The 1,299-nt window shown below is 41.9% G+C and carries 1 protein-coding gene; it reads left to right on the plus strand.

The window, feature by feature from the left end:
* The first annotated feature begins 41 nt into the window (after positions 1-41).
* Positions 42-1,270, plus strand: a protein-coding gene (locus QME20_RS19650; RefSeq protein ID WP_156080653.1) for an IS3 family transposase whose coding sequence is annotated in 2 segments (ribosomal slippage) — positions 42-393 and positions 393-1,270 — 1,230 coding nt in all. Because the reading frame shifts where the segments join, the coding sequence is not laid out codon by codon here.
* Positions 1,271-1,299: the final 29 nt, after the last annotated feature.

Below are 1,299 nucleotides of genomic sequence, written 5' to 3' on the forward strand. Positions count from 1 at the left end.
TGTCCCGTCCTAAAATACGTTGACATAAAGAGGATTTCTTTATGACAACTTCAAGTAATCAAAGGCCTAAGCGCACACAGCGTGATTACACCTTAGCTTTTAAATTGGGTGTGGTTGAGCGTGTAGAAAAAGGCGAATTCACTTATAAACAGGCACAAGCTCACTTCGGAATACAAGGAAGGTCGACGGTACTGGTTTGGCTCAGAAAGCATGGTAGACTCGACTGGTCGAAACCATTTCAGCATCCACTTATGCCAAGTTCAAAAGAAACACCAGCCGAAAAAATAAAACGTCTCGAGAGAGAATTAGCTGACGAAAAGCTCCGTAATAAAATCCTTAATGGAATGGTAGATATTATGGATAACGAGTATGGAGCGGGTCTCAGAAAAAAGTACTTATCCGGTACGTCTGGCAAGCCAAAAAAAGAAAAGAAATAAATTTGGCGGCAGCATGCCGGGTTGTGGGAGTATCGAGACAGTCGGTTTACCAGGCTGTTTCTCGCATGGAATGTAGAAGAGCAGAGCTATCGATAATTAAAGATTGGGTACTTTATTGGCGCAAGTATATGCCGCAAATAGGGACGCGCAAGCTCTATACACTTATAAAACCAAAGCTGGTTGAGCATGGGATTAAACTAGGTCGAGATGGCTTTTTTACTTACTTAAGGAGCGAGGGACTACTCGTTAAGCCAAAGAAAAGTTTTACCAAAACTACATTCAGTAAACATTGGATGAAAAAGCATCCAAATTTACTTAAGGAAGAAGGTCTGCATAATGCAGAGCATGTGCTTGTTAGCGATATCACCTATCTCGAATCCGACCAAGGTGTACACTATCTATCGTTAGTAACAGACTCTAGCACGCGTAAAATTGTAGGGCACCACTTGAGCTTGGACATGAGGGCTGAAAATGTAGTCAAAGCACTGAAGATGGCCGTCAGAGATAAACGATATGCAGGTAACAGTGTTCACCACTCAGACAGAGGGCTACAATACTGTTCAGCTATCTACCAGAATGAGTTGAATGCGAATGGGATCCAGCCGTCAATGACAGATGGTTACGACTGTTATCAAAATGCATTAGCAGAACGAATAAACGGTATACTCAAGCAAGAGTTCTTACTCTACCGATGTAAAACAATCGAAGAGCTGAAAATACTCGTTACCGAATCAATCAATATTTACAATGAAATGAGACCGCACTTAGCATTAGATATGGAAACGCCTAACGCAGTGCATAATAGAAAAGGCCAGCTTCGAGAGCTGGCCTAATAACTGTCAACCTATATTAGGACGACACA

Source organism: Alteromonas sp. CyTr2 (genome assembly GCF_947311905.1).
GTDB classification, from domain to species: Bacteria; Pseudomonadota; Gammaproteobacteria; order Enterobacterales; family Alteromonadaceae; genus Alteromonas; species Alteromonas macleodii.